The 25,579-nt window shown below is 70.5% G+C and carries 20 protein-coding genes; 11 read left to right on the forward strand and 9 right to left on the reverse strand.

Annotation, left to right across the window (positions count from 1 at the left end):
- On the reverse strand, window positions 1–3,047 hold a 3,047-nt coding region (locus KV106_RS38820), incomplete at its 3' end, for a hypothetical protein (protein WP_261217652.1).
- A 343-nt stretch (window positions 3,048–3,390) separates the two neighbouring features.
- Between KV106_RS38820 and KV106_RS38825 the strand changes: the two genes are divergently transcribed.
- Window positions 3,391–3,825 (forward strand): DUF1841 family protein, encoded by a 435-nt coding sequence (locus KV106_RS38825; protein WP_057597876.1) that lies wholly within the window; start codon window positions 3,391–3,393, stop codon window positions 3,823–3,825.
- 95 nt (window positions 3,826–3,920) lie between these two features.
- Here the strand turns inward: KV106_RS38825 and KV106_RS38830 are convergent, their stop codons facing one another.
- Complete coding sequence (locus KV106_RS38830) at window positions 3,921–4,904, reverse strand: LysR substrate-binding domain-containing protein (protein WP_261217654.1); 984 nt, start codon at window positions 4,902–4,904, stop codon at window positions 3,921–3,923.
- 122 nt (window positions 4,905–5,026) lie between these two features.
- Between KV106_RS38830 and pcaH the strand changes: the two genes are divergently transcribed.
- The 3 genes from pcaH to KV106_RS38845 all read left to right on the forward strand — a co-directional run bounded on the left by pcaH (window position 5,027) and on the right by KV106_RS38845 (window position 7,884).
- On the forward strand, window positions 5,027–5,743 hold the full coding sequence (pcaH, locus tag KV106_RS38835) for a protocatechuate 3,4-dioxygenase subunit beta (protein ID WP_057590882.1): 717 nt from the start codon (window positions 5,027–5,029) through the stop codon (window positions 5,741–5,743).
- Window positions 5,744–5,766: 23 nt separating this feature from the next.
- Window positions 5,767–6,381: a protocatechuate 3,4-dioxygenase subunit alpha gene (pcaG, locus tag KV106_RS38840; RefSeq protein ID WP_057590881.1), complete on the forward strand. Its 615-nt coding sequence runs from the start codon at window positions 5,767–5,769 to the stop codon at window positions 6,379–6,381.
- A 132-nt stretch (window positions 6,382–6,513) separates the two neighbouring features.
- Window positions 6,514–7,884: an MFS transporter gene (locus KV106_RS38845; protein ID WP_261217656.1), complete on the forward strand. Its 1,371-nt coding sequence runs from the start codon at window positions 6,514–6,516 to the stop codon at window positions 7,882–7,884.
- 86 nt (window positions 7,885–7,970) lie between these two features.
- Here KV106_RS38845 and KV106_RS38850 read toward each other — a convergent pair whose 3' ends face one another.
- On the reverse strand, window positions 7,971–8,666 hold the full coding sequence (locus KV106_RS38850) for a c-type cytochrome (RefSeq protein WP_057590879.1): 696 nt from the start codon (window positions 8,664–8,666) through the stop codon (window positions 7,971–7,973).
- 150 nt (window positions 8,667–8,816) lie between these two features.
- Here KV106_RS38850 and KV106_RS38855 point away from each other — a divergent pair, with 150 nt between their 5' ends.
- The 7 genes from KV106_RS38855 to KV106_RS38885 all read left to right on the forward strand — a co-directional run bounded on the left by KV106_RS38855 (window position 8,817) and on the right by KV106_RS38885 (window position 18,379).
- Complete coding sequence (locus tag KV106_RS38855) at window positions 8,817–9,671, forward strand: AAA family ATPase (protein ID WP_057590878.1); 855 nt, start codon at window positions 8,817–8,819, stop codon at window positions 9,669–9,671.
- Between the two features lie 13 nt (window positions 9,672–9,684).
- Window positions 9,685–9,933, forward strand: a complete 249-nt coding sequence (locus KV106_RS38860; protein ID WP_261217665.1) for a hypothetical protein — start codon at window positions 9,685–9,687, stop codon at window positions 9,931–9,933.
- Between the two features lie 23 nt (window positions 9,934–9,956).
- On the forward strand, window positions 9,957–10,544 hold the full coding sequence (locus tag KV106_RS38865) for a GNAT family N-acetyltransferase (RefSeq protein ID WP_057590876.1): 588 nt from the start codon (window positions 9,957–9,959) through the stop codon (window positions 10,542–10,544).
- Between the two features lie 19 nt (window positions 10,545–10,563).
- Window positions 10,564–11,751 (forward strand): vWA domain-containing protein, encoded by a 1,188-nt coding sequence (locus tag KV106_RS38870; RefSeq protein ID WP_057590875.1) that lies wholly within the window; start codon window positions 10,564–10,566, stop codon window positions 11,749–11,751.
- Between the two features lie 135 nt (window positions 11,752–11,886).
- Window positions 11,887–13,830, forward strand: a complete 1,944-nt coding sequence (locus tag KV106_RS38875) for an autotransporter assembly complex protein TamA (RefSeq protein ID WP_261217668.1) — start codon at window positions 11,887–11,889, stop codon at window positions 13,828–13,830.
- A 5-nt stretch (window positions 13,831–13,835) separates the two neighbouring features.
- Window positions 13,836–17,927 (forward strand): translocation/assembly module TamB domain-containing protein, encoded by a 4,092-nt coding sequence (locus tag KV106_RS38880; RefSeq protein WP_261217674.1) that lies wholly within the window; start codon window positions 13,836–13,838, stop codon window positions 17,925–17,927.
- Between the two features lie 116 nt (window positions 17,928–18,043).
- Complete coding sequence (locus KV106_RS38885; protein ID WP_057590872.1) at window positions 18,044–18,379, forward strand: hypothetical protein; 336 nt, start codon at window positions 18,044–18,046, stop codon at window positions 18,377–18,379.
- A 7-nt stretch (window positions 18,380–18,386) separates the two neighbouring features.
- Here the strand turns inward: KV106_RS38885 and KV106_RS38890 are convergent, their stop codons facing one another.
- From KV106_RS38890 to KV106_RS38915, 6 genes are all read right to left on the reverse strand, one after another.
- Window positions 18,387–18,689: a formate dehydrogenase subunit delta gene (locus tag KV106_RS38890; RefSeq protein ID WP_261217677.1), complete on the reverse strand. Its 303-nt coding sequence runs from the start codon at window positions 18,687–18,689 to the stop codon at window positions 18,387–18,389.
- Between the two features lie 42 nt (window positions 18,690–18,731).
- Entirely contained in the window at window positions 18,732–19,613 is an 882-nt protein-coding gene (gene fdhD, locus KV106_RS38895) for a formate dehydrogenase accessory sulfurtransferase FdhD (protein WP_261217679.1), read from the reverse strand.
- Between the two features lie 19 nt (window positions 19,614–19,632).
- Window positions 19,633–22,509 carry a formate dehydrogenase subunit alpha gene (gene fdhF / locus KV106_RS38900; protein WP_261217688.1) on the reverse strand — a complete coding sequence of 959 codons (2,877 nt, stop codon included), beginning with the start codon at window positions 22,507–22,509 and terminating at the stop codon, window positions 19,633–19,635.
- Between the two features lie 21 nt (window positions 22,510–22,530).
- Window positions 22,531–24,096 carry a formate dehydrogenase beta subunit gene (locus KV106_RS38905; RefSeq protein WP_261217689.1) on the reverse strand — a complete coding sequence of 522 codons (1,566 nt, stop codon included), beginning with the start codon at window positions 24,094–24,096 and terminating at the stop codon, window positions 22,531–22,533.
- A complete protein-coding gene (locus tag KV106_RS38910; RefSeq protein WP_261217693.1) occupies window positions 24,093–24,584 on the reverse strand; it encodes a formate dehydrogenase subunit gamma in 492 nt (163 codons plus the stop codon). Before KV106_RS38910 ends, KV106_RS38905 begins: the two co-directional genes overlap by 4 nt.
- 462 nt (window positions 24,585–25,046) lie before the next feature.
- A complete protein-coding gene (locus tag KV106_RS38915) occupies window positions 25,047–25,535 on the reverse strand; it encodes a gamma carbonic anhydrase family protein (protein WP_093347789.1) in 489 nt (162 codons plus the stop codon).
- Window positions 25,536–25,579 lie beyond the last annotated feature (44 nt).

Consider the following 25,579-nt stretch of genomic DNA (forward strand, 5'->3'; position numbering starts at 1 on the left):
AGCAGACCGCCCAGCAGGCCGTCATCGCCCAGGACACCGCCCAGCAGGCCACCGTCGCCGCCAAGCAGACCGCCCAGCAGGCCGTCATCGCCCAGGACACCGCCCAGCAGGCCATCGCCGCCGATCAGGTTCGCCACGCCATCGGTCAGGAAGTCGACCTGCGTGCCCACCGCGCCCAGCAGCGCGTCGGTCGTGCCGGCGCCCAGCAGTTGGTCGGTCAGCGGGCTCAGCAGGCCGCCCACGCCATCGGTGACCTGGCCCACGAGGTCGTCCACCGGGTCCAGCACGTTCGGGTCGTTCGGCGTGAAGCTGTCGCCGAGCACCGGGCCCAGCAGGCCGCTCACGGTGTCGGTCAGGCTGTCGGTCAGGCCGACCACCGGGGCGAGCACGTCGCCCAGGCCGAGCTCGCCGAGCAGGCCGTCGTTGAGGCCGTCGACCAGGCCGCCGACGATGCTGTCGGTCGGGTCGAGCAGTTGCGCGCCGGTGCCGCCACCGCCGATGCCGTCGAGCAGGCCGCCGAGCAGACCGCCCACCAGGCCGTCATCGCCGAGCAGGCCACCGACGAGGCCGTCGTCGGCCAGCAGGCCGCCAACGAGACCGTCCGGACCCACCAGGCCCTGCACCAGGCCACCGTCGCCAAGCAGGCCGCCGACGACGCCGTCGCTACCCAGCAGGCCACCGACCAGGCCGTCGTCGCCCAGCAGGCCGCCGACCAGGCCGTCATCGCCGAGCAGGCCGCCCACGAGGCCGTCGCCGCCGATCAGGCCACCGAGCAGGCCGTCGTCGGCCAGCACGCCGCCGAGCAGGCCATCGTCGCCGAGCAGGCCGCCGACCAGCCCGTCATTGCCGAGCAGGCCACCCAGCAGGCCGTCGTCGCTCAGCAGGCCGCCCAGGGGACCGCCGGCACCGAGCAGACCGTCGTCGCCGAGCACGCCACCGAGCAGGCCGTCGTCGCCGAGCAGGCCACCCAGCAGGCCGTCGTCGCCCAGCAGGCCGCCCAGCAGACCGTCTTCACCGCCGAGCAGGCCACCCAGCGGGCCGTCGGCCAGCAGGCCGCCGACCACGCCATCGGGGCCCAGCAGGCTGTCCACGAGGCCGCCTTCGCCGAGCAGGCCGCCGGTGAGGCCCGCGCTGCCCAGCAGGCCGCCGAGCACGCCGTCGGAACCGAGCAGGCCACCGACCAGGCCGTCGTCGCCGAGCAGGCCGCCGAGCGCGCTGTCGTCGCCGATCAGGCTGCCCAGCAGGCCGTCCGAACCGAGGGCCGGGCCGAGCAGGCCGCTCAGCAGGCCGCCTTCGCCACCCACGCCGCCGAGCAGGCCGCCGTCACCCACCAGGGTATCGAGCAGGCTGCCGACCGCGGTGCCTTCGCCGATCAGGCCGCCGACCAGGCCATCGTCGCCCAGCAGCTGGCCCACGACGCCGTCTTCGCCGAGCGCGCTGCCCAGCAGGCTGCCTTCGCCGAGCAGGCCATCGACCACCTGGCCGATGGTGCCGTCGGTGCCCAGCAGGCCGTCGACGACGCCGTCGATGCCCAGGCCGGTGGTCACGCCACCGAGCAGGCCATCGCTGCCCAGCACGTTCTCGAGCCCATTCGCCAGGGCGTCGGTCACGTAGTCGACCTGGCCGTTGAGCGAGCCGATCAGCGCATCGGTCACGCCGTTGCCCAGCAGGGCATCGACGACCGGGGCGACCGCGCCGCCCACGCCGTTGGTCAGGTTGTCCACGGCCGTGTCGACCGGGTCGAACTCGTTCGGATCGTCGGGCGTGAACTCTTCGCCGACGATCGGCGCGAGCACGTCGTCGAGCAGGTCGGTGACGCCATCGACCACCGGCTTCACCGGGTCGAGCGCGCCACCCAGGCCGAGGGTGTCGTCCACGGCGTCGATCACATGGTCGACGAGGCCGTTGCCCGGGTCGAGGAGGTGGTCTGCGTCAGCATCCGCATCCGCATCCGCATCCGCATCGGCGTCGGCGTCGGCGTCGGCGTCGGCGTCGGCATCAGCGTCGGCATCAGCGTCCGCATCGGCATCGGCATCCGCGTCCGCATCGGCATCGGCATCCGCGTCCGCGTCCGCATCGGCATCGGCATCGGCATCCGCGTCCGCATCGGCATCGGCATCCGCGTCGGCATCGGCATCGGCATCCGCATCAGCGTCGGCATCGGCATCGGCGTCGGCGTCGGCGTCCGCATCGGCATCGGCATCGGCATCGGCATCGGCATCGGCGTCCGCATCGGCGTCCGCATCGGCATCGGCGTCCGCATCGGCATCGGCATCGGCGTCCGCATCGGCATCGGCGTCCGCATCGGCATCGGCGTCCGCATCGGCATCGGCATCGGCATCGGCATCAGCGTCCGCATCGGCGTCCGCATCGCCATCGGCATCGGCGTCCGCATCAGCGTCCGCGTCGGCATCGGCATCCGATTCACCGGTCCCGCCAGGAACGAGGAAAGGAATGAAACCGCCATCGCCGCCACCGCCGCCGCTCAGCGCGGCACCCAGTGCGGCGGCGCCCAGCGCGCCGAGGGCGAACTCGCCCAGGCCGATGCCGCTGCCGGCAGCCAGCTTCTTGGTCACGGCCAGCGCGGCGGCATCCGCATCGCTGTCGGGCGGCGTGACCTGCAGGTCGCCCGAGGCCACGTCGACGTTGACCTGCTCGAGGCCGCCGGGCAGCTTGGTGGAACCCACCGTGGCATCGGTGCCGCCGGTGAAGACGCCGGCCAGCGGCGCCTTGTTGCCGGCCGATCCGGGGAACAGGACGTTGGCCTGGCCACCGTCGGGAACGATCACGCGATCGCCGGCCATCAGCGAGTGGCCGCCGTCGACGGGAATCGACACGCCATCGCGCATCACGACCGTGCCCGGCGTAGCATTGGATAGCGATCCGATGCTGGCGGGCGCCGTCGCGGCGGGCGCTGCGGGTGCGACCACCGGTGCCGAGCCCATGGGAGCGATCGGCGTTGCGGTGGCCTGGGCGATGACCACTGGAGCAACGCCGTTATCGGCAGTTCCTGCGGTCGAGGGGGACGATGCTTGTGGTGCAGTCATGGCGGCCTCTGTGACAAAAGATGGAACTACAGGGGCAACTTGCGTGCCGCTTTTTCCAGGCCTTGCACCCACTGCCCATCGACCGCCGCAACTCATTGATTTGCTTGGTTTTTTCTTCCAAATCAGTCCTTCGCGAAACGGTTCGCGAGGGCTTTCACCGAGGTCTTTTTTCGATTCGTTACGTAACGATGTAACGTGTGTGTCCCGGAACGCCGGCCCGACCCCAGGAGTCTTCGGCCGACACGCGCAAGCGCCACGGACCTGCGTTACGCGTCATCGCCGCGCACGTGGCCACGGCCTCGCGGCCTGCGTCCCCTTCGCTTCTTTCTCTGCCTATCTATATATGTTCAACCCCACCCAGGAAGAGGTGCGCCGCTTCTTCTGCGACGTCTACGCCAAGCACCGCCAGGGCCTGCCGATGGAAGCGCTCGAAACCATCGCCGCCGGCTGGATCGAGGCACACCCCGAATACCACGAGGACCTGGTCGACGCCGACGCGGCGGTGGCGCGCGTCTACGACGGCGCGAACGGCCGCGAGAACCCGTTCCTGCATCTGTCGATGCACCTGTCGATCAGCGAGCAGTGCTCGATCGACCAGCCGCGCGGCATCCGTCAGGCGGTCGAGCTGCTGGCCGCGCGCCGCGGCTCGCTGCTCGATGCGCACCACGAGGCGATGGAATGCCTGGGGCAGATGATGTGGGAGAGCCAGCGCGCGGGGCGCCCGCCCGATGGCGAAGGCTATGTCGCCTGCGTTCAACGCCGCGCGACGAAAGATTAGCCCCCCGGCTATTCACTCCCTTCGGTCGTGTAACTCCACCCCCCGAGGGGGAGACGCGGCCGCCTTGGGGCGGCCCGGCGGCGGCCACCCGCCCCCTACCCCGCCGACGCCCCGCGCCGCCGCGCCGGCAGCGAGCCCTGCGGCTTCGCGGCCTCGCGCAGCAGCCCCGCCATCGCGGTACGCAGTGCCGAGGGCTCGGCATCGCTGCGCAACAGCAGGCCCACGGGCTCCTCGGTGCCGGCGGTGTCGATGCGCAGCCGCACCATGCGGCCGTCGGCCAGCTCGCCGCGCGCCGCGCCCAGCGGCGTGATCCACACGGCATCCGACAGCGCGACCAGCGCGCGCGCCAGCGCGACGTCGAGCGTCTGCAGCGTGTTGGCCGGCAGCGCGAGGCCGCGCGCCGACAGGAAGCTCTCGGTGTTGTGGCGCGGGATCGTGCCCTCGCCGTAGACCATCAGCGGATAGTCGAGCACCGATTGCACCGACACCGGCCGGTGCGCGAGCGCATGGCCGGTGCGCACCGCGAACACCAGCGGCTCGGTGTGCAGCAGCTCAAAGCTCAGGCCGCCCATCTGGCGCGGATCGCTCATGCGGCCGACCACCAGGTCGAGCTCGCCGGCGCGCAGCTCGTCGAGCAGCACCGGGTTGGCCGCGCTCTTCACCACCACCTGCACCGCGGGCCAGAGGCCGCGCAGCCGTGCCAGCGCGGCCGGCAGCAGCGCGGGCGCGACGCTGGGCAGCGCGCCGATGCGCAGCCGCTCGACGCGCCCCGCGGCCGTGGGCGCGATGGCCTCGGCGCTGGCATCGAGCGCCTCGAGCACCTTCCGTGCATGCGCGAGCAGCTGCTCGCCGGCCGGCGTGAGCCCCTGCACGCCGCGCCGCCCGGCGCTGCCGCGCTCGACCAGCCGCGTACCGGCGATGCCTTCGAGCTCCGACAGCGTCTTCGACACCGCGGGCTGGCTCAGCGCCAGCCGCTCGGCCGCGCGCGCCAGGTGACGCTCCTGCGCCACCGCCACCAGGCAGCGCAGGTGGCGCAGTTGCACGTTGCGCACGAAGTCCAGCCGCAGGTCGGTCGTCATCGCCTCTTTAATTACCAGTGGTTATTGAAATCGAATCAATCTTCAATTTACATCATCGAAGCGCGATTCCAGAATTCGCCCATCCGGACCCGGTCCGTCCCACGATTCAGGAGACAACAGGCATGTTGACAAAGACCCAGCCCCAGCTCACCCCGCGTGACTGGGACGCCCATCCCAGCTACGTCTACCCCGGCTACAAGTCGACCGTGAAGCGCGGCCCGCAGAAGCCGCTGATCCCGCTCAAGGCCTCGCTCGGCGAGCTGCAGCAGCCGGTCTACGGCCACGAGAGCATCGGCGAGTTCGACCACGACCTCACGCGCAACGCGCGCCGCAACGGCGAGCCGCTGGGCGAACGCATGATCCTCACGGGCCAGGTGCTCGACGAGCGCCGCCGCCCGGTGGCCAACACGCTGGTCGAGCTCTGGCAGGCCAACGCCTCGGGCCGCTACGTGCACAAGGTCGACCAGCACGATGCGCCGCTGGACCCCAACTTCCTCGGCGCGGGCCGCTGCCTGACCGACAGCGAGGGCCGCTACCGCTTCCTCACGATCAAGCCCGGCGCCTACCCCTGGGGCAACCATCCGAACGCCTGGCGTCCGCAGCACATCCACCTGTCGCTGTTCGGCCAGAGCTTCGCGAGCCGCCTGGTAACGCAGATGTACTTCCCGGGCGACCCGCTGCTGCAGTACGACCCGATGGTCACCGGCACGCCCGAGCGCTACCGCAACCGGCTGATCGCCGACTTCAGCCTCGACATCACCGAGGAAGGCTACGCGCTGGGCTACCAGTTCGACATGGTGCTGCGCGGCGCCGACGAGACGCCGTTCGAGAACCGCTGAGCGAAGAAGGAAAGAGACACGCCATGAGCAAACTGATGAGCGCCCAGGAAGCCGACTTCGGCCAGACGCCCTCCCAGACCGTGGGCCCCTACTTCGCCTACGGCCTCACCGCCACGCAGTACGGCTACGACTTCGACCAGCCCTTCGACGCGGTGCTGGCGCTGGACGACGCCGCCGGCGAGCGCATCCGCCTCGAGGGCCGGGTGATCGACGGCGACGGCAATGCCATCAACGACGCGCTGGTCGAGATCAGCCAGCCCGACGGCGAGGGCCGCTATCCGCAGACGCCGGCGCAGGCGCGCGAACTGGGCTTTCGCGCCTTCGGCCGCGTGGGCACCGGCACCGACGCGCAGAACCGCTTCGTGTTCCACACCGTGAAGCCCGGCGCCGAGTCGCCCGGCGAGGCGCCGCACATCAACGTGATCGTGCTGATGCGCGGCCTGCTGCTGCATGCCTTCACGCGCGTGTACTTCAGCGACGAGGCCGAGGCCAACGCCAGGGACGCGGTGCTGCAGAGCGTGCCGGCCGAGCGCCGCCACACGCTGGTGGCGCAGCGCATCGAGCGCGGCGGCGCGGTGAGCTACCGCTTCGACATCCGCATGCAGGGTGCGGAGGAAACCGCCTTCTTCGACGTCTGAGCCCCTGAACCCGAAGCCGGCCACCGCGCCGGCTTTTTCGTACCCGGACTTCTTCTTTACAGCGCGGCAGCCGCAAGGCGGCCGCGCGCTCGCCGCTGCGCAACGCAAAACCATTCCAACACGGAGCAACGCATGTCATCCCCCTCCGCTTCCCTGGACGTCCAGTCCTTCCTCGATCGCCATCCCTTCTCGGCCTTCCAGTGGCGCATCTTCGCGCTGAGCTTCCTCGTGGTGCTGCTCGACGGCTTCGACACCTCGGCCATCGGCTACATCGCACCCTCGCTCGCGAGCGAATGGGGCGCCAGCAAGATGGCGCTCGCGCCGGTGCTCAGCGCGGCGCTGTTCGGGCTCGCGGCCGGCGCGCTGCTGGCCGGCCCGCTGGCCGACCGGCTCGGCCGCAAGCGCGTGCTGGTCGGGGCGGTGCTGGTGTTCGGCCTGGGCTGCCTGGCCTCGGCCTTCTCGCAGAACATGCCGCAGCTGGTGGGGCTGCGCTTCGTCACCGGGCTCGGCCTGGGCGCGGCCATGCCCAACGCGGTGACGCTGATGAGCGAGTACTGCCCGAGCCACCGGCGCGCCACCATCACCAACACCATGTTCTGCGGCTTCCCGCTGGGCGCGGCGCTCGGCGGCTTCCTCGCGGCCTGGATGATTCCGCATCTGGGCTGGCGCAGCGTGCTGGTGCTCGGCGGCATCGCGCCGCTGCTGCTGGTGCTGCTGATGGCGGTACTGCTGCCCGAGTCGGCGCGCTACATGGTCGCGAAGAAGTACGCCGCCGAGCGCATCCGCGCCGTGCTGCGCCGCATCTCGGAGAGCGCCGCGCAGGCGCGCGCCTTCACCCTGACCGAGGCCGGCCCGGCGCCCGTGGACGGCAGCGGCGGCGGCCTCGCGCTGGTGCTCTCGCCGCGCTACCTCGTGGGCTCGGCCATGCTGTGGATCGCCTACTTCATGGGGCTGGTGATCTTCTACGCCATGATCAACTGGATGCCGATCCTGTTCCGCGAGGCCAGCGTGCCGCCGCAGACCGCGACCGTGATCTCGGCGCTGTTCGCGCTCGGCGGCGTGGGCGCCATCTTCTTCGGCTGGCTGATGGACCGCTTCAACGCCAACCTGGTGATCGCCACCGGCTATGCGCTGACCGCCGTCAGCGTCTACCTGATCGGCCAGTCGCTCGGCAGCCTCGCGGCGCTGGTGCTGACGGTGCTGCTGGGCGGCACGCTGATGAACACCGCGCAGTCCTCGATGCCGGCGCTGGCCGCGGCCTTCTACCCGACGCAGGGCCGCGCCACCGGCATCGCCTGGATGCTGGGCCTGGGCCGTTTCGGCGGCATCGCGGGTTCGTTCCTGGTGGCCGAGCTGGCCAGCCGGCAGCTGGGTTTCGCCCAGATCTTCGCGGTGCTGGCGGTGCCGGCGCTGATCGCGACCGTGGCGCTGCTGGTCAAGCAGGTGGTGCACCCGCATGCGGCGGACGCCGGCCGGGGCGCCGGGGCGGTGGCCGGGCACTGAGCACGCCCGCCTCCCGGACAGCAAAAAGCCCGCGTCCGCGGGCTTTTTGCTTCTTGCGCAGGGCCGGCGAGCCGGCTCGCCCGCTGTTACTTCTCGGCGTGGTGGATGCGCGACTCGGGCACCGTCTTGAGCTCGCCCGGCACCGAGGCGATGTAGCTCGCGAGGGTCTTGAGCTCGGCGTTGCTGAACTTCTTCGGCTCGACCTGGCCGGCCATCACGGCGTTCGAGCGGCCGAGGTGGACGTTGTTCTTCACGCGGTAGGACTTCAGCGCCACGAACAGGTAGTCGGCATGCTGGCCGGCCAGCTTGGGCACGGTGCCGTCGTTCGGGGTGTTGAAGTTGGCGCCGTGGCACTTGGTGCAGCTGTTGTCCTCGCCGTTCTTCTTGATCAGCGCCTGGATGTTCTCGGGCATCGGCTTGGCCAGCGCGGCCGGGGGAGCGTCGCCTTCCTTCACGCCGAGCTGGCTGTAGTAGGCGGCGAGGTCGGCGATGTCCTGCTCGGTGAGCGTGTCGGCGATCGCGCGCATGGTCGGGTGCTTGCGGTCGCCGCCCTTGTAGGCGGTGAGCGCCGCCGTGATGTACGTGGCGCTCTGGCCCGCGATCATCGGCACCTTGTGGATCTCAGGGAAGCTGGCCTGGTAGCCGATGATGCCGTGGCAACCCACGCACATCTGGACCTTCTTGGCGCCGTCCTGGGGCTTGCCAGTGACTTGCTGGGCTTGTACCGACACCGTCCCGCAAGCGACAGCAAGGGCAAACATCGTGGTCAACAACTTGTTCATTTTGCGCGCACAATCTCGTGGAGATACCGTTTTTCGAACCAACTTTCGATTATATGCAAGGCTCTCGCGGGAGCCGGTGCGGGCCGACCCGAACGACGCACCTTGCCGATCGAGTGTGTTCTTTTCTCCACCACTGCCTCCCGTTCACGCATGAAATTCAAGGGCTCAGACAACTACGTCGCGACACAGGACCTGATGCTCGCGGTCAATGCCGCCATCACCCTCAAGCGCCCGCTGCTCGTCAAGGGCGAACCCGGCACCGGCAAGACCATGCTGGCCGAGGAAGTGGCCCAGGCGCTGAACCTGCCGCTGCTGCAGTGGCACATCAAGTCGACCACCAAGGCGCAGCAGGGCCTGTACGAGTATGACGCGGTGAGCCGCCTGCGCGACTCGCAGCTCAAGGACCTGGATGGCGGCGAGCGCGTGCGCGACATCCACAACTACATCGTCAAGGGCGTGCTGTGGCAGGCCTTCACGGCCGAGCAGCCGGTGGCGCTGCTGATCGACGAGATCGACAAGGCCGACATCGAATTCCCGAACGACCTGCTGCGCGAACTCGACCGCATGGAGTTCTACTGCTACGAGACGCGCGAGCTGATCCGGGCCAAGCACCGTCCGCTGGTCTTCATCACCTCGAACAACGAGAAGGAACTGCCCGACGCCTTCCTGCGCCGCTGCTTCTTCCACTACATCAAGTTCCCCGATGCCGAGACCATGCGCAGCATCGTCGACGTGCACTTCCCCGGCCTCAAGCAGGAACTGCTGGCCGCGGCCATGAAGACCTTCTACGACGTGCGCAACCTGCCCGGCCTGAAGAAGAAGCCCTCGACCTCCGAGCTGCTCGACTGGCTCAAGCTGCTGGTGGCCGAGGACATCCCGCTCGAGGCACTGCAGAGCAAGGACGACAAGGTTGCCGTGCCGCCGCTGGTGGGTGCGCTGCTCAAGAACGAGCAGGACGTGACCCTGTTCGAGAAGCTGGTCTTCATGCAGCGCAACAACCGCTGAGGCGGCGCCGGTCATGCCTGTGCGGCCATCGCCTCCCGTCGGCCAGCTGCTGGTGCTGGGCGTGGCCCAGGCCGTGCTGTTCGTCGCCGGGGCGCTGCTCGGCCGCTGGGTCGGTCTGTACTTCGGCCTCGATGCCTTCGGCCCCAATGGCTACGGCAACCGCGAGATCTTCGGCATCCTGCTGATCGGCCTCGGCGGCGGCGCGGGCGTGCAGCTCGCGCGCGCCTGGTACGACCGGCGCTACGGCAAGCCGGCCCCCTGAACGACACGAGACACCGCGCAACCATGGCTTTCGTCGAACCCGTCACCCTGAAGTCGCGCGGCCTCGCGCTGGTGCCGCTCGCGCTCGCGCACGAGGACGGCCTGCGCGCCGCGGCCGCCGACGGCGAGCTCTGGAAGCTGCGCGTGACCTCGGTGCCCGAGCCGCAGGACACGCGCGCCTACATCGAGACCGCGCTCAAGACCGCCGACCGCTTCGCCTTCGCCGTGACCGAGGAAGCCACCGGCACCGTGCTCGGCAGCACCAGCTTCCACGACATCCTGCCGGCCGTGAAGCGCGTGGAGATCGGCTACACCTGGTACGCCAAGCGCTGCCAGCGCACCCACGTCAACACCACTTGCAAGCTGCTGATGCTCACGCATGCCTTCGACACCCTGGGCTGCAACGTGGTGGGCTGGCGCACCGACAACTTCAACCACGCCTCGCAGCGCGCGATCGAGCGGCTGGGCGCGAAGAAGGACGGCGTGATCCGCGGCCACGCGATGCGCCGCGACGGCACCATCCGCGACACCGTGATGTACAGCCTGCGCGCGGGCGAGTGGCCCGAGGTCAAGGCGCAGCTGCTCTACCTGCTGGACAAGCCGCGCGACTGAAACCCCCAAGGAGCGTCCCATGCTCATCGATTTCTTCTACACCCTGCGCTCGGCCAAGCTGCCGGTCTCCGTCAAGGAATACCTGACCCTGCTCGAGGCGCTGCAGGCCGACGTGGTGGGCCCGAATTCCGACGACGCCTACGGGCTCGACGACTTCTACTACCTCTCGCGCACCGCGCTCGTGAAGGACGAGAAGCACTACGACAAGTTCGACCGCGCCTTCGCCGCCTACTTCAAGGGCGTGGAGATGCTGACCGACTTCACCAAGGAAGTGCCGCTCGACTGGCTGCGCAAGACGCTGGAGCGCGAGTTCTCGGCCGAGGAGAAGGCCAAGATCGAGAAGATGGGCTGGGACGAGCTCATGGAGACGCTCAAGAAGCGCTTCGAGGAGCAGAAGGAGCGCCACGAGGGCGGCAGCAAGTGGATCGGCACGGGCGGCACCTCGCCCTTCGGCCACGGCGGCTACAACCCGCAGGGCATCCGCATCGGCGGCGCCGGCAAGAACAAGAGCGCGGTCAAGGTCTGGGACCAGCGCGCGTACAAGGACTACGACGACACGCAGGAGCTCGGCACGCGCAACATCAAGGTCGCGCTGCGCCGGCTGCGCAAGTTCGCGCGCGAGGGCCACGAGGAAGAGCTGGACCTCGACGACACCATCCACTCGACCGCGGCCAACGCCGGCTTCCTCGACATCAAGATGCGGCCCGAGCGCCACAACAACGTCAAGGTTCTGCTGCTGATGGACGTGGGCGGCACGATGGACGAGCACATCCAGCGCGTGGAGGAGCTGTTCTCGGCCGTGAAGACCGAGTTCAAGCACCTGGAGTTCTACTACTTCCACAACTGCGTCTACGACTTCATGTGGAAGAACAACCGGCGCCGCTTCTCGGAGAAGTTCGCGACCTGGGACATCCTGCGCAAGTACAACAAGGACTACAAGCTGATCTTCGTGGGCGACGCGACCATGAGCCCCTACGAGATCCTGCAGCCCGGCGGCAGCGTCGAATACAACAACGAGGAAGCCGGCGCCGAGTGGATCCAGCGCCTCACGCACGCCTTCCCCAAGTTCGCCTGGATCAATCCCGAGCCCCAGGGCGTGTGGCAGTACCGCCAGAGCATCTCGGTGATGCAGCAGCTGATGTCCAACCGCATGTATCCGCTGACCCTGCGCGGCCTCGAAGAGGCGATGCGGCTGCTCTCCAAGTAGCCGAAAAGACCTGCCGGCATACCGGGCCTTGACGGCCCCCGAGCCCCGGCCGCGCGGGCTCCTCGGCCCGCACATCCATGTATCCGAACGCGTCCGACATGGACGCGCCGGGTCATGCTGTCAGAATCGTCGCCCATGGTCAGGGTGGTTCGTGTCGTCTTGCCGGCGTTTTGGCCGGCATTGCTTTTTTCCGGGGTCCTGCTTCTGCAAGGCTGCAGCCTGCTGCCGAAAAAGGACGCGGGCGACTCGGCCGCGTCCACCCCCGCGCTGGTCAGCGACGGCGGCGACCGCGCGGCCAGCGCGTCCACGGACAGCGAGAGGGAGAGCAAGGACGGCAAGCGCCGCGATGCCTTCTCGGTCGACGTGCGCGGCCCCGACAGCGTGCGCGAGTACCTCTCGCTGCATCTCGAGATCCAGCGCTACAAGACGCTCGACGATCTCGGCGCGACCGAGATCTCGCGCCTGATGGTCGCGGCCGAGGCCAATGCGCGCGAGCTGCTCGCCACGCTGGGCTACTTCACGCCCGCGCTCACGCTCGAGCTGCACGAGACGCCCGCGAGCGACAAGGCGCCGCGCGAGATCGTGGTCACCGTCGAGCCCGGCGAGATCACGACCGTGAGCAACGTGCAGATCAGCTATGCCGGCCCGATCGCCGACGACCCGGCCGCCGAGTCGCAACGCGACACCATCCGCACCGCCTGGGCGCTGCGCGCCGGCCAGCCCTTCACCCAGCAGGCCTGGGACGATGCCAAGGGCGTCGCGCTGCGCAGCCTCACGGCCAAGCGCTTTCCCACCGGCAACATCGAGATCAGCCGCGCCGAGGTCGACGCCGACCGCCACGAGGCGCGCCTGAGCGCCACCTACCAGTCGGGCCCGGCCTACAAGTTCGGCCCGCTGCTCCTGCGCGGCAACCAGCGCTACGGCGCCGACGGCATCCGCCGCATCGCGCAACTGCCCAGCGGGGCCGACTACGACCAGCAGAAGCTGCTCGATGCCCAGCAGCGCCTGGCCAGCAGCGGCTACTTCGACTCGGTGTTCCTCACGCTCGACACCGAAAGCGGCACGCCGCTGGCCGCGCCCGTGATCGCGCAGCTGCGCGAGGCACCGCTGCAGAAGGTGGTGCTGGGCGTGGGCTTCACCACCGACAACGGGCCGCGGCTGTCGATCGACCACATCCACAACCAGCTGCCGCTGCTGGGCTGGCGCGCGGTATCGCGGCTGTCGGTGGACCGCGACATCCAGTCGCTGGGCACCGAGTGGAAGGCGATCCCCGGCGACGACGGCTGGCGCTGGTTCTCGGGCGCCGAGCTCAAGAGCGAGCAGTCGGGCAGCTACGTGGTCGACAGCGGCCGGCTGCGCGGCGGGCGCAACAAGACCAGCGACCACATCGACCGCAGCTACTTCCTGCAGTACGACTACGCGACCAACCGCGGCACCGACGCCCCGCCCTCGGCCTCGGCCGTGACCGCCAACTGGGGCTGGACCGGACGCTACTTCGACGACAACGGCTCGCCGCGGCGCGGCTGGGCCCTCGCGCTCGAGCTGGCCGCGGGCTACACGCTGACCGGCCAGCAGTCGCCGTTCACGCGCACCTACGCGCGCTGGCTCGGCATCGTGCCGATCGGCCGGGCCGACGACAAGGACGCCGCCACGCTCGCGCGCCGCAGCCGGCTGCAGCTGCGCGCCGAGGCCGGCGCGGTGGTCGGCAAGGAGTCGGCGCAGATCCCCTCCACCCTGATGTTCCTGACCGGCGGCGACACCACCGTGCGCGGCTACGGCTATCGCGACATCGGCACCGTGCGCAGCGACGGCCAGACCGTGGCGGGCCGCTACCTCGGCGTGCTGAGCCTCGAGTGGCAGCGCCCCTTCGTCTACAAGGACAAGCTCACCGACTTCGAGAGCGTGGTGTTCGTCGATGCCGGCGCGGTGGCCGACAAGCCCAGCGAGCTCAAGCCCAAGGTCGGCGTGGGCGTGGGCACGCGCTGGCGCAGCCCGGTCGGGCCGGTGCAGGCCGACCTGGCCTATGGCGTGGACACGCGCAAGTTCCGGCTGCACGTGCGGCTGGGCTTCACCTTCTGAGCACGATGGCGAGCGCAGCGACCGAGACCCCCACTCCACCGACGCCGCCGGCCCGGCGCTCGCGCACCCGCCGCGCCCTGCGCGCGCTGGCCTGGACCATCGCCGGCCTGTTCGTCGCGCTGCTGCTGGTGCTCGGCGCCGCCTGGTGGTGGCTGGGCTCGAACCAGTCGCTGGCCTTCGCGCTCGCCAAGGCCGCGGCCTACCTGCCGGCCGGCCAGACGCTCGAGAGCCGCGAGGTCACGGGCTCGCTGCGCACCGGCGGACGCATCGGCTGGCTGCGCTGGCAGAGCGAGAGCCTCGCGGTCGAGGTGCGCGAGGCGAAGATCGGCTGGCAGCTCGCGCCGCTGTTCGAGCGCAAGGTGCAGCTCGGCGAGGTGCATGCGGCGCAGTTGCTGATCGAACGCCGCGGCCCACCGAGCGACAAGCCCGCCGAGCCGCTCGAGAAGATCGTGCTGCCGGTCGAGGTCGACCTGCCGTTCCGCATCGACGACCTGCGCTGGGCCGGCCCGCCCGCGCTGCAGGCGCAGCAGCTCGCGGGCCACTACCGCTACACCGGCGGCGAACACAAGCTCGACGTCGACGGCGTCGACATCGCCGAGGGCCACTACAGCGCGCGCGTGAAGCTGCAGGGCGCGGCGCCGATGGCCATCGAGGCGACGCTCGACGGCCGCGTGAAGGCGCCGCTGCCCGAGGAACGCAGCCTCGAGGTGCTGGCCAAGGCCGGCATCCAGGGCACGCTCGCGGGCGCCGACGCGCGCCTGAACGTCCAGGCCGAACTCGCGCCGGCCGAGCCCGATGCCGACGCCCCGATGGAGGCCAAGCTCGCGGCCACCCTCGCACCCTGGCAGCCGCAGCCCGTGATCGCGGCCAAGGCCGACCTGCGCAACGTCGATGCGTCGAGCCTGTGGCCCGGCGCGCCGCAGACGCTGCTCACCGGCAGCGTCGCGCTCGAACCCGATGCCGCCACCGGCCCCGCCGCCTGGAAGGCCCAGGCCGACCTGCGCAACGCGCGGCCCGGCCCGTGGGACCAGGGCAAGCTGCCGCTCGAGCAGCTGCAGGCCCAGGTCGGCTACGACGGCACCCACTGGGACATCCCGCAGGCCACGCTGCGCGCGGGCGGCGGCCGCATCGACGCCGCGGGCCGCTGGAGCCCCGCGCCCGCGCCCTGGCAGGCGCGCGCCGACGTGCAGGGCGTGCGGCTGGGCGCGCTGTACAGCGAACTCTCGGGCGCGCCGATCAGCGGCCGCGTCACCGCGCAGCAGCGCGATGGCGACAACGGCGGCATCGGCTTCGACCTCGCGCTGCGTGCCGAGGGCGGCGCCGGCAGCAAGGCGCTGCCGGGCTTCGGGCTCGACCGCGTGCTGGCCCAGGGCCAGTGGAAGGACCAGGTGCTGGACCTGCGCACGCTGCGCGTCGACGCGCAGCGCGCCAGCGTCGAAGGCAAGCTGCAGGTGCGCGTGGCCGAGCAGGCCGGCAGCGGCAACCTCAAGCTCGCGATGCCCGGCGCCGAGGCGCAGGTCGACGCCCGCATGGCGCCCACGCAGGGCACGGGCGAACTCAAGGCGCGCATCGACGACACCGAGGCCGTGCAGCGCTGGATCGAGAGCCTGCCCGAGATGGCGGGCCTGTTCGCGGGCCGCGCCGCGAAGGGCTCGGCCCGGCTCGACGCGAGCTGGCAGGGCGGCTGGCAGAACTTCCAGCGCCGGCTGCAGAACCCCGCCGCGCCGCTCGCGCGCGGCAACGCCGAGCCGAGCCTGAAGGCCAGCCTCACGGTGCCCAGGCTCGACCTGCAGCTGCCCGCGGCACAGGCCGGCGCCGCCGCAACCCAGGTGCAATTGAGCGCGCTGCGCGCCGAGCTCGCGGGCAGCATCGCGCAGGCCACGCTGTCGCTGCAGGGCGAAGCCGCGACCGGCACGCAGAAGCTGGTGCTCGACACGCGCGCCAGCGGCGGCCTCGCGGGCGCCGGCCAATGGCGCGCCGCGCTCGCGAGCCTGCGGCTGCAGGCGCAGGACAGCGCCCAGCCCGCCACGCAGAAATCGCCCTGGGTGCTCGAGCTCGGCCGCGAGGTCACGGCCACGGTGCGCACCGGCGGCGACCGCCTCGAGGTCGAGGCCTCGGCCGCCGGCGCCACCCTGCGCGGGCCCGTGCCCGGCACGGTGCGCATCGACTGGCAGCCGCTGCGCTTCAGCCAGAGCGGCGCCGCCGCCAACCGCGTGTTCCGCGTGCAGTCGAAGGGCGAGCTCAAGGGCCTGCCGATGTCCTGGGCCGAGGCCTTCGGCGCCAGCACCACCTTCGGCGAGCTCGGCATCAGCGGCGACCTGGTCTTCGACGGCGACTGGGACATCGATGCCGGCGACACGCTGCGCGCCCAGGCCCGGCTCGCGCGCCAGAGCGGCGACATCCGCGTGCAGGCCGGCGAGGCCGCGCTGATCACGCGCATCGAGAGCCGCGGTACCGGCACCGCGAGCGAACGCAAGATGAATTCCAGCGAAGCCGGCCTGAGCCCCAGCACGCCGGCCGGGCTGCGGCGTGCCGAGCTGCGGCTCGACGCCCAGGGCGAGGCGGTGCGCGCCACGCTGGCCTGGGACAGCGAACGAGCGGGCCAGATCGATGCCGAGGCCGGCACGCGCTTCCAGCAGCGCGCCGGCGGCTGGCAGTGGGCGCCCGATGCGCCGCTCACGGGCCGCGTCGCCGCCAGGCTGCCGAACCTCGGCGTGTGGTCGATGCTCGCGCCGCCGGGCTGGCGCGTGGCGGGCACGCTCGACGCCAACGCCACGCTCTCGGGCAGCCGCGCGGCGCCGCGCTGGAACGGCACGCTGGGCGCCGACAAGCTGGCGCTGCGCGCGCCGGTCGAGGGCCTGGACCTGCGCGACGGCCGGCTGCGCGCCAACCTGTCGGGCGACCGCGTCGAGATCGCAGAGTTCACGCTCAAGGGCGGCGCCGGCAGCACGGCCCGCATCGCGGGCCAGAGCGGCAACCGCAGCACCGCGGCCAGCGAGGCCGGCGCCGATGGCGGCACGCTGAGCGCGCGCGGCGAGCTCAACTGGTCGGGCGCGGGCACCACCGCCGGCGCGCCCGGCATCCGCATGGCGCTGCAGGCCGAGCTGCGCGCGCTGCGCGTGCTGGTGCGCACCGACCGCCAGGTCACGCTGTCGGGCGACCTGCAGGCGCGGCTCGAGAACCGGCAGTTCATCGTGCGCGGCAAGCTCAAGACCGACCGCGCCGTGATCATCCTGCCCGACGAGACCGCGCCCAGCCTCGGCAGCGACGTGGTGGTGCGCTCGGCCGCCAAGGACCGCGAGGCGGCCGAGGCGCGCGAGCGCGAGGCCGCGCGCAGCGATGCGCAGGCGGCCCAGGCCGCGAAGCCGCAGACCGCGAAGCCGCCCGACATCTCGGTCGAGTTCGACCTCGGCGACGACTTCGCGGTGCAGGGCCGCGGCATCACGACCCGGCTCGAGGGCCAGCTCGACATCCGCAGCACGCGGCTCGATGCGCCGCCGCGCATCACCGGCGAAGTGAAGACCGTGAAGGGCCAGTACCGCGCCTACGGCCAGCAGCTCGACGTGGAGACCGGCATCGCGCGCTTCAACGGTCCCTACGACAACCCGCAGCTCGACATCCTCGCGATCCGGCCCAACATCACGCAGCGCGCCGGCGTGCAGATCAGCGGCAGCGCGCAGTCGCCGCGCGTGAAGCTCTATTCGGAGCCCGCGCTGTCCGACGCCGAGACGCTCTCGTGGGTGGTGCTGGGCCGCGCCTCGGCCACCAGCGGCGGCGAATCGGCGCTGCTGCAGCAGGCCGCGCTCTCGCTGCTCGGGCGCATCAGCAAGGGCGCCAGCGGCGGCAGCCTGGCCAGCCGCTTCGGCCTCGACGAACTGGGCTTCAAGGGCCCGGGCAGCGGCGGCGACGTGCGCGATTCGGCCGTCACCTTCGGCAAGCGGCTGTCGAAGGACTTCTACGTCACCTACGAGCGCAGCATCGGCGGCACCTTCGGCACGCTGTTCATCTTCTATGACCTCACGCAGCGCCTCACCTTGCGCGGCCAGGCCGGGCAGACCAGCGGCCTCGACCTGATCTACACCGTGAAGTACGACTGAGGTACGCATGCGACGCGCGCGGCATGCGCGAAGCCGCGTCTCGTACGGGACTTCGATCTTGACCCCGCGATGGCGCGTGATAAGAATCATCGAAGACGCCTTCCAAGGAGCCGACGATGAACGAGCACGGAGACAAAGGCGGGAGGAACACGGCATCAGACCGTCCGGCAGACGATGCACCGCAGGGTGACGAAACCCGCATCGCCTGGTTGCGCGGCGCTTTCCGCGCCGCGATCGCGGTCGTCGCGGCCATCGCCGCGGCGGCCTCCGTTCCCCACTGGGGCGGCGACAGCTTCCCCATCGCCAGCCTCGTGATCTACGTCGCGGGCATGGTGTTCGTGGCGATGCCGCTGGGCCTCTATTACGAAGCGCTGCTGCAGGCGCACGAGCGGCGCCGCGCGCGCAATGCCGAGCGGCGCGAGGCGAAGGCCTTGTCGCACGCGGCGGTTTAGCGGGGTTTCAACCGGCGTCGCCGCCGCCCTGCGGATAGAGCAGCTTCGCCTCCGCCACCATGTGCCCGCCATCGGGCATCAGCTTGGCGCGGTGGTCGCGCACGGCCGTGGCCACGATCGGCAGCATCGCCTGCGCCTTGCCCTGGTCGAAGCTCTCCACCAGCGCCAGCCGCATGCTCGGCGCCCAGAAGGACTTGAGGTGCGCCGCGATGGCCTGCGTGGCCGCGCCGGCGTCCGACGGGGTCTGGGCCTCGAAGAAGGTGCCGATCTGGTTGGCCATCTTGATCAATTGCACCGACTGGTCATGCATGCGCTGTGTCTCCGCTCGTTGTCGTCGTGAGGTTGTTCGTCATCAATGCGGGCGCTGCCCGTTCGCCGCAGCCGGCACCGTGTCGGCCGGCAGGCGCTGCGGATGGCAGTAGACCACCAGGTCCTCGCGCCGCGCGAAACCCACCAGCGTGAGCCCGGCGCGCTGCGCGGTCTCGACCGCGAAGGAGGTCGGCGCCGACACCGCCGCCAGCAGCGAGACGCCGGCCATCGCGGCCTTCTGCACCATCTCGAAGCTCGCGCGGCTGGTCACGGCGATGAAGCCCGCCGCGGCATCGACCTCGTTGGCCGCGAGCGCGCCCACCAGCTTGTCGAGCGCGTTGTGGCGGCCCACGTCCTCGCGCAGCCACGACACCTCCCCGTCGGCCGAGCACCAGGCCGCGGCATGCACCGCGCCCGTGGCTTCCTGCAGGGTCTGCAGCGACTGGAACTGCGCCATCGCGCGACCGATCGCGGCGCGCTCGAACGACGGCCCCGCGGCCAGCACCGGCAGCTCGCGCGCCACCTGCGCCAGGCTCTCGGTGCCGCACAGGCCGCAGCCGGTGCGCCCGGCCAGCGAGCGGCGCCGCTGCTTGAGGCGCGCGAACGCGGCCGCCGAGACCTCGAGCCGCACCGTGATGCCGCGCTCGGCGCTCTCGATCTCGCTGCCGTAGAGCTCGTGCGCCGCATCGAGGATCCCCTCGCTCAGCGAGAAGCCGAGCGCGAAGTCCTCCAGGTCGAGCGGCGTGGCCAGCATCACCGCGTGCGAGATGCCGTTGTATTCGAGCGCCACCGGCACTTCCTCGGCCACCCAGTCCTGCACCGCGAACGGCTGGCCGCCGCGCACACCGCGCACCGGCAGCAGCCGCGCGCCTTCGCAGAAAGCGGCCGTGTCGGCGCTCGCGAGCGGCAGGGTGGCGATGTTCATGGCGCTGCGCTCGCGTGCCCTACTTCGCGGGCACCGTCTCGTTCGAGGGCGAGGGCGCCGAGGCCGCATTGAGCAGCTCGTTCTGCACCCGGTTGAAGCGGCTGTACTCCTGCTGCCAGGCCGAAGGCTGCATCACCGGCATCACCTGCACCGCCGTCACCTTGTACTCGGGGCAGTTGGTGGCCCAGTCGGAGTTGTCGGTGGTGATCACGTTGGCGCCCGACTCGGGGAAGTGGAAGGTGGTGTAGACCACGCCCGGCTGCATGCGCTCGGACACCGTCGCGCGCAGCACCGTCTCGCCCGCGCGGCTCTGGATGCCGACCCAGTCGCCGTCCTTCACGCCGCGTTCCTCGGCGTCGTGCGGATGCAGCTCGAGCCGGTCCTCGCCGTGCCACATGTTGTTGTCGGTGCGCCGCGTCTGCGCGCCCACGTTGTACTGAGACAGGATGCGCCCGGTGGTCAGCAGCAGCGGGAAGCGGCGCGTGACCTTCTCGTCGGTCGGCACGTACTGCGTGACGATGAAGCGCCCCTTGCCGCGCACGAACTTGTCGATGTGCATGGTCGGCGTGCCTTCGGGCGCCGCGTCGTTGCAGGGCCACTGGATGCTGCCGAGCTCGTCGATGCGCTTGTAGCTCACGCCATGGAAGCTCGGCGTCAGCGCGGCGATCTCGTCCATGATCGCCTCGGGGTTCTTGTAGTTCATCGGATAGCCGAGCGCGTTCGCCAGCTTCACCGTGACTTCCCAGTCGGCCAGGCCGGCCTTCGGCGGCATCACCTTGCGCACGCGCGAGATGCGGCGCTCGGCGTTGGTGAAGGTGCCGTCCTTCTCGAGGAACGAGGAACCCGGCAGGAACACGTGCGCGTACTTGGCGGTCTCGTTGAGGAAGATGTCCTGCACCACCACGCATTCCATCGCCATCATGGCGGCGGCCACGTGCTGGGTGTTGGGGTCGGACTGCACGATGTCTTCGCCCTCGCAGTACAGGCCCTTGAAGCTGCCGCCGATCGCGGCGTCGAACATGTTGGGAATGCGCAGGCCCGGCTCGGGATCGAGCTGCACGCCCCAGGCGGCCTCGAAGGAACCGCGCGTGGTGCTGTCCGACACGTGGCGGTAGCCCGGCAGCTCGTGCGGGAACGAGCCCATGTCGCACGAACCCTGCACGTTGTTCTGGCCGCGCAGCGGGTTCACGCCCACGCCCTCGCGGCCCACGTTGCCGGTGACCATCGCGAGGTTGGCGATGCCCATCACGGTGGTCGAGCCCTGGCTGTGCTCGGTCACGCCCAGGCCGTAGTAAATGGCGCCGTTGCCGGCGGTGGCGAACAGCCGCGCGGCGGCGCGCATCTCGGCGGCCGGCACGCCGGTGAAGGCTTCCGTGGCCTCGGGCGACTGCTCGGGGCGCTCGACGTAGGCCTTCCATTCGGCGAACGAGGCCGTGTCGCAGCGCTCGGCCACGAATTCGTCGGCCATCAGGCCTTCGGTCACGATCACGTGCGCCAGCGCCGTGACCACCGCCACGTTGGTGCCGGGGCGCAGCTGCAGATGGTGCGCGGCGCGGATGTGCGGCGACTTCACGATGTCGATGCGGCGCGGGTCGACCACGATCAGCTTCGCGCCCTGGCGCAGCCGCTTCTTCATGCGCGAGGCGAACACCGGGTGGCCGTCGGTCGGGTTGGCGCCGATGACCATGATCACGTCGGACTTCTCGACCGACTGGAAGGTCTGCGTACCGGCCGATTCGCCCAGCGTCTGCTTCAGGCCGTAGCCCGTGGGCGAATGGCACACGCGGGCGCAGGTGTCGACGTTGTTGTTGCCGAAGCCAGCGCGTACCAGCTTCTGCACCAGGTAGGTTTCCTCGTTGGTGCAGCGCGAGGAGGTGATGCCGCCGATGGCGTTGCGGCCGTACTTCTGCTGCAGGCGCTTGAACTCGCCGGCCGCGTAGTTGATGGCCTCGTCCCAGCTCACCTCCTGCCACGGGTCGGTGATCTTCTGGCGGATCATGGGCTTGAGCATGCGGTCCTGGTGCGAGGCATAGCCCCAGGCGAAGCGGCCCTTGACGCAGGAGTGGCCGTCGTTGGCCTTGCCGTCCTTCCACGGCACCATGCGCACCACCTCGTTGCCCTTCATCTCGGCCTTGAAGGCGCAGCCCACGCCGCAGTAGGCGCAGGTGGTGATCACGCTGTGCTCGGGCTGGCCGAGCCAGATCACCGACTTCTCCTGCAGGGTGGCGGTGGGGCAGGCCTCGACGCAGGCGCCGCAGCTCACGCACTCCGACTCCATGAAGGGCTGGTCCTGGCCCGGCGACACGCGCGACTCGAAGCCGCGGCCGCTGATGGTCAGCGCGAAGGTGCCCTGGGTTTCCTCGCAGGCGCGCACGCAGCGGTTGCACACGATGCACTTGGAGGGGTCGTAGGTGAAGTACGGGTTCGACTCGTCCTTCTCGCTCTTGATGTGGTTGGCGCCGTCGAAGCCGTAGCGCACGTTGCGCAGGCCGGTCACGCCCGCCATGTCCTGCAGCTCGCAGTTGCCGTTGGCCGAGCAGGTCAGGCAGTCGAGCGGATGGTCGGAGATGTAGAGCTCCATCACGCCCTTGCGCAGGTCCTGCAGCTTCGGCGTCTGGGTGCGCACTTTCATGCCGGCCTCGGCCGGCGTGGTGCACGAGGCCGGGAAGCCGCGACGGCCCTCGATCTCGACCAGGCACAGCCGGCACGAGCCGAAGGGCTCGAGGCTGTCGGTGGCGCACAGCTTGGGCACCTGGATGCCGGCGTCGACGGCCGCGCGCATCAGCGAGGTGCCGGCCGGCACCGTGACCTCGGTGCCGTCGATCTCCAGCGTGACCTCGCGCTCGGATTCGCGCTTGGGCGTGCCGTAGTCGGTTTCCTTGAGATGGTTCAACATGTCTTTGCTTTCTCTGGGGGCTCAGGCGGCCTTGCGGTCGGGTGCCTCGATGCCGAAGTCCTGCGGGAAGTGGTCGAGCGCGGAGAGCACCGGGAACGGCGTCATGCCGCCCATCGCGCACAGCGAGCCGTGGACCATGGTGTTGCACAGGTCGCGCAGCAGGATCACCTGCTGCGGCCGGTTCTGGTTGCCGCGGATCTTGTCGATGACCTCGACGCCGCGCGTCGAGCCGATGCGGCAGGGCGTGCACTTGCCGCACGACTCGAGCGCGCAGAACTCCATCGCGTAACGCGCGAGCTTCGACAGGTCGGCCGTGTCGTCGTGCACCACGATGCCGCCGTGGCCCACGGTGCCGCCGACGGCCGCGTAGGCCTCGTAGTCCAGCGGCAGGTCCCACTGCGACTCGGGCAGGTAGGCGCCCAGCGGGCCGCCGACCTGCACCGCCTTGATCGGCCGGCCCGAGGCCGAGCCGCCGCCGTAGTCGTAGAGCAGTTCGCGCAGGGTCACGCCGAAGGCCTTCTCGACCAGCCCGCCGTGCTTGATGTTGCCGGCCAGCTGCATCGGCAAGGTGCCGCGCGAGCGGCCCACGCCGTAGTCGCGGTAGAAGGTGGCGCCGCGCGCCAGGATGATCGGCACGCTGGCCAGCGTGATCACGTTGTTGATCAGCGTGGGCTGGCCGAACAGGCCTTCGATGGCCGGCAACGGCGGCTTGGCGCGCACGATGCCGCGCTTGCCCTCCAGGCTCTCGAGCAGCGCCGTCTCCTCGCCGCAGACGTAGGAGCCGGCGCCCTTGCGCACCGCGAGCCGGAAGCGCTTGCCCGAGCGCAGCACGTTGTCGCCGAGGAAGCCCGCGGCTTCCGCATGGCGGATCGCCTCGTTGAGCGCGGCGATCGCGTGCGGATACTCGGAGCGCACGTAGATGTAGCCCTGCGTCGCGCCGGTGGCGATGCCCGCGATGGTCATGCCCTCGATCAGCACGAAGGGGTCGCCCTCCATCGTCATGCGGTCGGAGAAGGTGCCCGAGTCGCCCTCGTCGGCATTGCAGACGATGTACTTCTGTTCCGACGGCGTGTTGAGCACCGTCTTCCACTTGATGCCGGCCGGAAAGGCCGCGCCGCCACGGCCGCGCAGGCCCGAGTCGAGCACCTGCTGCACGATGTCGGCCGGCGCCATCGCGAGCGCGGCGCGCAGGCCCGCGTAGCCCTCGTGCGCCTGGTAGTCGGTCAGCGACACGGGGTCGGTGATGCCGACGCGCGCGAAGGTCAGGCGCTCCTGCTTCTTGAGGTAAGGGATCTCGTCGGTGGGGCCGAGCGACAAGGGATGCGAACGCGCGCCCGTGCCCAGGCCGGCATCGAACAGCGCCGGCACCTCCTCGACCGTGACCGGGCCGTAGGCCATGCGGCCCGCGGGCGTCTCGACCTCGACCAGCGGCTCGAGCCACAGCATGCCGCGCGAGCCGTTGCGCACCAGCTCGATCGCGAGGCCGCGCGCGGCGGCCTCCTGCGCGATGCGCTGGGCCACGGCGTTGGCGCCGACCGCGAGCGCCGCGGAATCGCGCGGCACGTAGATCTTCACGGCGGCGTTCATGCGCAATCTCCTGCCTGTGCGACCAGCGTTTCGAAACGGATCGGCGTGACGCGTGCATGCGGCTCGTCGTCGAGCGTCATCGCGGGCGACGAGGCGCACAGGCCGAGGCAGAACGCCGGCTCGAGCGTGAAGGCACCGTCCTTGGTGGTGCCGTGCACCGCGCAGCCCAGGTGCTTCTCGGCATGCGCGAGCAGCGCATCGGCGCCCATCGACTGGCAGGCCTCGGCGCGGCAGATCTGGATCACGTGCCGGCCCGGCGGCTCGGCGCGGAAGTGGTGGTAGTAGGTGATCACGCCATGCACCTCGGCGCGCGAGAGGTTCTGCGCGTCGGCGATGGTCTGCACCGCATGCGAGGGCACGTAGCCCAGCGTGTCCTGCACCTCGTGCAGGATCGGCAGCAACGCGCCCTGTTCGTCCGCATGCGCGGCGAGCACGCGGCGCACCTCGGCCAGTTCGTCGGCCGCGGAAAGTCGCAGGGCCTCGCTCATTGGCCAGCCTCCACGCGCGATGCGCGGATGGCCGGCTGCCGTGCTACGTACGCGTTCAGCGCTTCTGTTGTCATGGTCCCGTCCGATCTGGTGCCGTTACCGGTCCGCCGCTGTCTGCCTGCCGGCGGATCCGTTGTCATCGTGGCGTCGATTCGCGCTCGCCTCCCTGTGCGGGGACCGGAAGCCGCGCGCGGTCATCTGCCTCGGGATTCACTGTCGATGAATCGCGCGCGGATGACCTTGACGCAGGTCAATTTCCATCGAAACAGGGGTGGTGTCAATGCGAGCGAGCCCTGTGAAAAGGCCTCTTTCGCTGGGCCGCGGCCGGAATATCCGGGGGCCTTTCGGGGATGCGTGCGAACCGTTCGCAACACCGAGGTATTCCGCGCGCGAATCCATCGCGGTGCGCGGGAACGGAAGGAGAAGAACGCGGGGCCGTTCGCGCCGGCGGCCCCGCGCGGATCAGCGCGCGGCCAGTTCGCGCGCGCGCTGCACGAGGCGCGCGGCCTCGGCATCGTCGACCTGGCCCGTGACCTTGGCCGGGCGGCCCGAGATCAGCGAGCGGTCGGGAAAGACCTTGCCCTCGGTCAGCAGCGCGCCGGTGGCGACGATGCATTCGCGCCCCACCACCGCGCCGTTGAGCGCCACGGTGTCCTCGCCGACCACCGAACCGTCGCCGATGGTGCAGCCGTGCAGCATCACGTGCCGCTCGACCGTCACGTCGGCGCCGATGGTCATCGGGAAGCCGGGGTCGGCATGCAGCATCACACCGTCCTCGAGGTGGCTGCCCGCGCCCACGGTGATGGGCTCGTTGTCGCCGCGCAGCACGCAGCGCGGCCCGATGCTGCTGCGCGCGCCGAGCACGACCTGGCCGATCACGCTCGCCGTGTCCGCCACGCGCGCGCTGGCGTCGATGGACGGTTCATGCTCGTCGAGTCTGTAGAGGGTCACGCCGTTCTCCTGGACAAAGGCGTCGATGGTAGCGGCTCGCGACC

Origin of the sequence: Variovorax endophyticus (assembly GCF_025376855.1) — a bacterium.
Lineage (GTDB): Bacteria > Pseudomonadota > Gammaproteobacteria > Burkholderiales > Burkholderiaceae_C > Variovorax.

Bases quoted from the DNA above. Each gene is read 5' to 3' on its own strand.
- KV106_RS38825 (WP_057597876.1), top strand. From the start codon at position 3,391: ATGTTCAACCCCACCCAGGAAGAGGTGCGCCGCTTCTTCTGCGACGTC.
- KV106_RS38830 (WP_261217654.1), bottom strand. From the start codon at position 4,904: ATGACGACCGACCTGCGGCTGGACTTCGTGCGCAACGTGCAACTGCGC.
- pcaH (WP_057590882.1), top strand. From the start codon at position 5,027: ATGTTGACAAAGACCCAGCCCCAGCTCACCCCGCGTGACTGGGACGCC.
- pcaG (WP_057590881.1), top strand. From the start codon at position 5,767: ATGAGCAAACTGATGAGCGCCCAGGAAGCCGACTTCGGCCAGACGCCC.
- KV106_RS38845 (WP_261217656.1), top strand. From the start codon at position 6,514: ATGTCATCCCCCTCCGCTTCCCTGGACGTCCAGTCCTTCCTCGATCGC.
- KV106_RS38850 (WP_057590879.1), bottom strand. From the start codon at position 8,666: ATGAACAAGTTGTTGACCACGATGTTTGCCCTTGCTGTCGCTTGCGGG.
- KV106_RS38855 (WP_057590878.1), top strand. From the start codon at position 8,817: ATGAAATTCAAGGGCTCAGACAACTACGTCGCGACACAGGACCTGATG.
- KV106_RS38860 (WP_261217665.1), top strand. From the start codon at position 9,685: ATGCCTGTGCGGCCATCGCCTCCCGTCGGCCAGCTGCTGGTGCTGGGC.
- KV106_RS38865 (WP_057590876.1), top strand. From the start codon at position 9,957: ATGGCTTTCGTCGAACCCGTCACCCTGAAGTCGCGCGGCCTCGCGCTG.
- KV106_RS38870 (WP_057590875.1), top strand. From the start codon at position 10,564: ATGCTCATCGATTTCTTCTACACCCTGCGCTCGGCCAAGCTGCCGGTC.
- KV106_RS38875 (WP_261217668.1), top strand. From the start codon at position 11,887: ATGGTCAGGGTGGTTCGTGTCGTCTTGCCGGCGTTTTGGCCGGCATTG.
- KV106_RS38880 (WP_261217674.1), top strand. From the start codon at position 13,836: ATGGCGAGCGCAGCGACCGAGACCCCCACTCCACCGACGCCGCCGGCC.
- KV106_RS38885 (WP_057590872.1), top strand. From the start codon at position 18,044: ATGAACGAGCACGGAGACAAAGGCGGGAGGAACACGGCATCAGACCGT.
- KV106_RS38890 (WP_261217677.1), bottom strand. From the start codon at position 18,689: ATGCATGACCAGTCGGTGCAATTGATCAAGATGGCCAACCAGATCGGC.
- fdhD (WP_261217679.1), bottom strand. From the start codon at position 19,613: ATGAACATCGCCACCCTGCCGCTCGCGAGCGCCGACACGGCCGCTTTC.
- fdhF (WP_261217688.1), bottom strand. From the start codon at position 22,509: ATGTTGAACCATCTCAAGGAAACCGACTACGGCACGCCCAAGCGCGAA.
- KV106_RS38905 (WP_261217689.1), bottom strand. From the start codon at position 24,096: ATGAACGCCGCCGTGAAGATCTACGTGCCGCGCGATTCCGCGGCGCTC.
- KV106_RS38910 (WP_261217693.1), bottom strand. From the start codon at position 24,584: ATGAGCGAGGCCCTGCGACTTTCCGCGGCCGACGAACTGGCCGAGGTG.